Raw genomic sequence first — 4480 nt, 5'->3', positions numbered from 1 at the left:
GCCAAAGCGAAAAAAGCAGCTAAAGCACTTCAAGATGCAGAAGCACAAAGCGCACCCGATAATACTGACAATTCATCTAGCTCTATTGACGCTAACGTACCTAAATCAAGCGACGATAAGAAAAAAGCAGCTGTTGCTGCCGCTATTGCCCGAGCAAAAGCCAAAAAGTTACAAAAAGAAGGAAATGATCAGTCATGAAATTAACCATGGCCAGTTCGCCGCATAATCACAGTCATAAATCGTTAACGCGATTAATGCTCACCGTTATAGCTGCGTGTATTCCTGGACTCATTGCTCAAGTTGTATTTTTTGGCACTGGCGTGCTTATTCAGTTAGTACTGGCATTAACTGCAGTAACGGTTTTTGAAGCGGCCATAATGTTTTTGCGTAAGCGCCCTATTTGGCCTGCATTAAGTGATGGCAGTGCGTGGCTAACCGCTGTGTTATTAGCGTTAAGCATTCCGCCTTTAGCCCCGTGGTGGATAATTATTATTGGTTGTTTATTTTCTATTGTTATCGTTAAACAATTATATGGCGGCTTAGGGTTTAACTTATTTAACCCTGCAATGGCAGCCTATGTACTGTTATTAGTCTCATTTCCGGTGCAAATGACCTCATGGTTACCAGTGACTGATTTATTAAATAACCCGATTGGATTTACTGAACAACTGCGCATAATATTTACCGACTTCACCTCTATTGGTTACAGCTTAGACCAAGTCCGTGCAGGTATTGATGGCATCACGATGGCAACACCTCTTGATACTATTAAAACCGATATTGGCCACGGTTTAACGGTGACCGAAAGCATGCAAAAATCATTATTTAATGAATGGGCAGGCCTTGGCTGGGTGTGGGTTAATTTAGGCTTTTTAGCCGGTGGTTTATACCTACTTAAAGAAAAAGTCATTAACTGGCATATTCCAGTGAGCTTTATTGCAAGCTTAGCTATGTGCAGCGCCATTGGTTATATTGCAGCGCCAGGAACTGAGCCTGGTACAATATTTCACTTATTAAGTGGTGCCACTATGATGGGGGCATTCTTTATTGCGACTGATCCGGTATCAGCTGCCACAACTAATAAAGGTCGTTTAATTTACGGTGCTTTAATTGGCCTACTTGTGTATTTAATTCGTACTTTTGGTGGTTTTCCGGATGCCGTTGCGTTTGCAGTGCTGTTATTAAACATTGCAGTGCCATTGATTGACTACTACACGCAACCACGTACTTATGGGCATGGAGCAGTAAAATGATTATTTCATCTATGGCTAAAAATGGCGCTATTTTAACCGCATTTGCCCTTGTAACCACGGGGCTCGTTGCGTCAATTAATGCATTAACAGCCGATAAAATTGCCGAACAAGAGCAATTACATCTGACGTCTCAATTGCAAGAAGTGCTTGACCCGAGTACTTACGATAACGCGCTTTCAACCGATTGCGTTATTATTTCAGATGAACGGTTAGGCCCTTATGCTAATCAAATAATTTATCGCGCCCGCAAAAATAACAAACCCGTTGCTCTTGTTGTAAGGCATGTCACACCAAGTGGTTACAGTGGCGATATTAACTTGCTAACGGCCGTTTTAAGTGATGGTACTATTGCAGGCGTGCGCACCACTAAACACGAAGAAACCCCTGGTTTAGGTGATAAGGTAGAAGTTAAAAAATCCTCTTGGATCACCACCTTTAAAAGTTTAACAGTGCAAAGCGAAAACGATGCTCGCTGGGCCGTTAAAAAAGACGGGGGACAATTTGATCAGTTCACAGGAGCCACCATTACGCCTCGTGCAGTGGTTGGCTCAGTAAAAAACGCAGTGCTGTTCGCACAGAGTGAATTTGATGCTATTTTTGCCGCGCCTAACGCCAAATGTGCAGAGGTAACTAAATGAGCGAATTAAAAACATTATATAAAGAAGGTGTATGGGTAAATAACCCTGCCCTAGTGCAGCTTTTAGGTCTTTGCCCGTTATTAGCTGTTACCTCTACAATTACAAATGCACTGGGTCTAGGGCTTGCAACACTGCTTGTTTTAGTCGGCTCTAACGTAAGCGTATCAATCGTAAGAAACTGGGTACCAAAAGATATTCGTATTCCAGTGTTTGTCATGATCATCGCAGGCTTTGTAACCATAGTGCAGTTACTCATGAACGCCTATACCTATGGGCTTTATCAGTCTTTAGGGATTTTTATCCCGCTGATTGTTACTAACTGCGCCATTATTGGCCGTGCTGAAGCCTATGCGTCTAAAAACCCAATTCACTTATCAGCCTTTGATGGCTTAATGATGGGCTTGGGCTTTATGATTGTGCTGGTAGTTTTAGGCGCAATGCGTGAACTAATTGGCCAAGGTACATTATTCGACAGCGCCGATTTATTATTAGGCCCGTGGGCACAAAGCTTACGCATTGAAGTATTTAGCTTTGATAACCAATTTTTACTCGCCATTTTGCCACCCGGCGCATTTTTAGGCCTAGGGCTGCTTATTGCGGCTAAAAACGTAATAGACGCACAAATAAAATCAAAACAAATCGCACCGCCAGAGGCTGAAAAAGGCCCTCGAGCACGTGTTACTAGCTTAACTTAAGGGGAAAGCGCATTAACTTAGCAAAAGCTAATGCGTTTTAAGTTGCATGAATAAAGAAAAACGTCACCAAATACTGTCTCGCTTACGCGATAACAACCCACACCCAGAAACCGAGCTTGAATATTCAAGCCCGTTTGAATTACTGGTAGCCGTAACACTCTCAGCACAAGCTACAGATGTCGGTGTTAACAAAGCCACCCGAAAACTGTTCCCTGTTGCTAATACACCACAAGCCATTTTAGATATAGGCCACGACACACTGCGTGATTATATAAAAACAATCGGTTTATTTAATTCAAAAGCGGCCAACGTGTATAAAATGTGCCAAATATTGGTTGATGAACATAACAGCATAGTGCCAGAAAATCGTGAAGCCCTAGAAGCCCTTCCAGGCGTTGGCCGTAAAACAGCTAATGTTGTACTCAATACCGCCTTTGGCTGGCCTACCATCGCGGTAGACACGCACATTGACCGCGTATCTAACCGTACCAAATTTGCGATGGGCAAAAACGTAGTCGAGGTTGAGAAAAAACTTTTAAAGGTTGTACCAGCTGAATTTAAAGTCGATGTACATCACTGGCTGATTCTACACGGGCGTTACACCTGCGTAGCACGCAAACCAAAATGCGGCAGTTGTATTATTGAAGACTTGTGTGAGTTTAAAGATAAAATAGAGTAACTATAGGCTGCTTTGAGCGAAAACCGGACACTGAAAAAGTTAAATTTATTCCCGCTTTTTTGAGTAGGAACCTAATTTTGTCCAATAACATTATTAACCGCCGCTTTGGTGCAAAATAACAAGCTTAATTCCTAGCTATTTTAATTACTTGTTTACAAAGGTAATTATTGGTGAAATTATCAGGGTATGTAATACACGCCGTTTTGGTGTGTTATAAACCACCAAAATGGTGTTCAATAAGCTGTTATGAGTGTAAGGAACACATGTGAATATTTCAGAAGAAGTGGATAAAATTGCAATGCGTAATCTAGAGCACAATAAGTCAAATCTTATTGGCTTAAAGGTTAAGTTGGAAAATTACTTAAAAAATAAAAATACAGGACAATACCTTTCTCATCTGTACAGTAGTGATATAAACGAAGACTGGTTTGAAGCGCAATGTAAGTCAGCTTGCAATCAAATTGAGAAAGTTACTAACGGAGAGTCTAAGTTCAATGAATATTATCAAAATATTCTAACTGAAAACGATCTGGTGCTACTTACCAAAGAATTAATTTCTGACATTTCATTACTTGATCAAATTTCAGGTGGCCGTTTGGCCTTAGACAATCAAGTTAGCCGTGATAACTATCTATCAAGTCATCAATTCTTTCTACATGCGAAGTTTTCATACTTTACCCACAAACACATAGCTGAAACGACTTGTAGAAACTTTAACTTTTCTACAATGCCAACTTTAATACGTCAATCTATCGAAATTAAGTTAAAAAATATGATTGGCTTGGAAAAGGTCGAGAAAGTTGGTGGAGGGTTTAAGTTTGTTCCAATAAATTATCTACTAGCTTTTTTTGCTAACAATCCTAACTTTATAGAGTTTCCTGTATGTATAGACTTATTGAAAGCAATAAATACATGGACTAATACATTTGTTCACTCTGGTGTCGTTCCTTTTTGCTGGCAGAGTCTAGAAGCAGTTGATTTAATAGAAGGATTATTCTCTATAAAGAATGATGTGTCTGGTTCGTTGAGTTTGCATGGATTTACATACCTAAAAAGCAACGTAACTATTGAGGATATTCAAGTGGCTTTAAATGAACATTTTAATGCTGAATTCACCTTGAATCAAAGGAGTGTAGAGGGCTGTGTAGTACACTCATAATCGGGTAGCCGGAGGTCTCTAACCTCCAGCCCCCACACCACCCATCATGCGGGTCC

General features: G+C 40.6%; 6 protein-coding genes. All 6 read left to right on the top strand.

The features are described from left to right. Nucleotides 1-198, top strand: a 198-nt coding sequence (locus CWB66_RS11515) for a hypothetical protein (RefSeq protein ID WP_138585481.1), incomplete at its 5' end; no start/stop codon positions are given. Further along, on the top strand, nucleotides 195-1253 hold the full coding sequence (gene rsxD / locus CWB66_RS11510) for an electron transport complex subunit RsxD (RefSeq protein WP_138585480.1): 1059 nt from the start codon (nucleotides 195-197) through the stop codon (nucleotides 1251-1253). The genes CWB66_RS11515 and rsxD, both read left to right, overlap by 4 nt. Next, on the top strand, nucleotides 1250-1891 hold the full coding sequence (gene rsxG, locus CWB66_RS11505; protein WP_138585479.1) for an electron transport complex subunit RsxG: 642 nt from the start codon (nucleotides 1250-1252) through the stop codon (nucleotides 1889-1891). Before rsxD ends, rsxG begins: the two co-directional genes overlap by 4 nt. Beyond that, nucleotides 1888-2586, top strand: a complete 699-nt coding sequence (locus CWB66_RS11500; RefSeq protein WP_138585478.1) for an electron transport complex subunit E — start codon at nucleotides 1888-1890, stop codon at nucleotides 2584-2586. Before rsxG ends, CWB66_RS11500 begins: the two co-directional genes overlap by 4 nt. Nucleotides 2587-2632: 46 nt before the next feature. Continuing rightward, nucleotides 2633-3265, top strand: a complete 633-nt coding sequence (nth, locus tag CWB66_RS11495) for an endonuclease III (RefSeq protein ID WP_077537496.1) — start codon at nucleotides 2633-2635, stop codon at nucleotides 3263-3265. Nucleotides 3266-3530: 265 nt separating this feature from the next. After that, nucleotides 3531-4424 carry a hypothetical protein gene (locus tag CWB66_RS11490; RefSeq protein ID WP_138585477.1) on the top strand — a complete coding sequence of 298 codons (894 nt, stop codon included), beginning with the start codon at nucleotides 3531-3533 and terminating at the stop codon, nucleotides 4422-4424. Nucleotides 4425-4480: the final 56 nt, after the last annotated feature.

Origin of the sequence: Pseudoalteromonas sp. S558 (assembly GCF_005886635.1) — a bacterium.
Taxonomy (GTDB): Bacteria; Pseudomonadota; Gammaproteobacteria; order Enterobacterales; family Alteromonadaceae; genus Pseudoalteromonas; species Pseudoalteromonas aliena.
Note: the sequence above shows the minus strand (reverse complement) of the source record. Positions and strands in the feature narration are given on the sequence as shown.

Coding starts and splice junctions, on each gene's coding strand:
- rsxG (WP_138585479.1), top strand. CDS start 1,250: ATGATTATTTCATCTATGGCTAAAAATGGCGCTATTTTAACCGCATTT.
- nth (WP_077537496.1), top strand. CDS start 2,633: ATGAATAAAGAAAAACGTCACCAAATACTGTCTCGCTTACGCGATAAC.
- rsxD (WP_138585480.1), top strand. CDS start 195: ATGAAATTAACCATGGCCAGTTCGCCGCATAATCACAGTCATAAATCG.
- CWB66_RS11500 (WP_138585478.1), top strand. CDS start 1,888: ATGAGCGAATTAAAAACATTATATAAAGAAGGTGTATGGGTAAATAAC.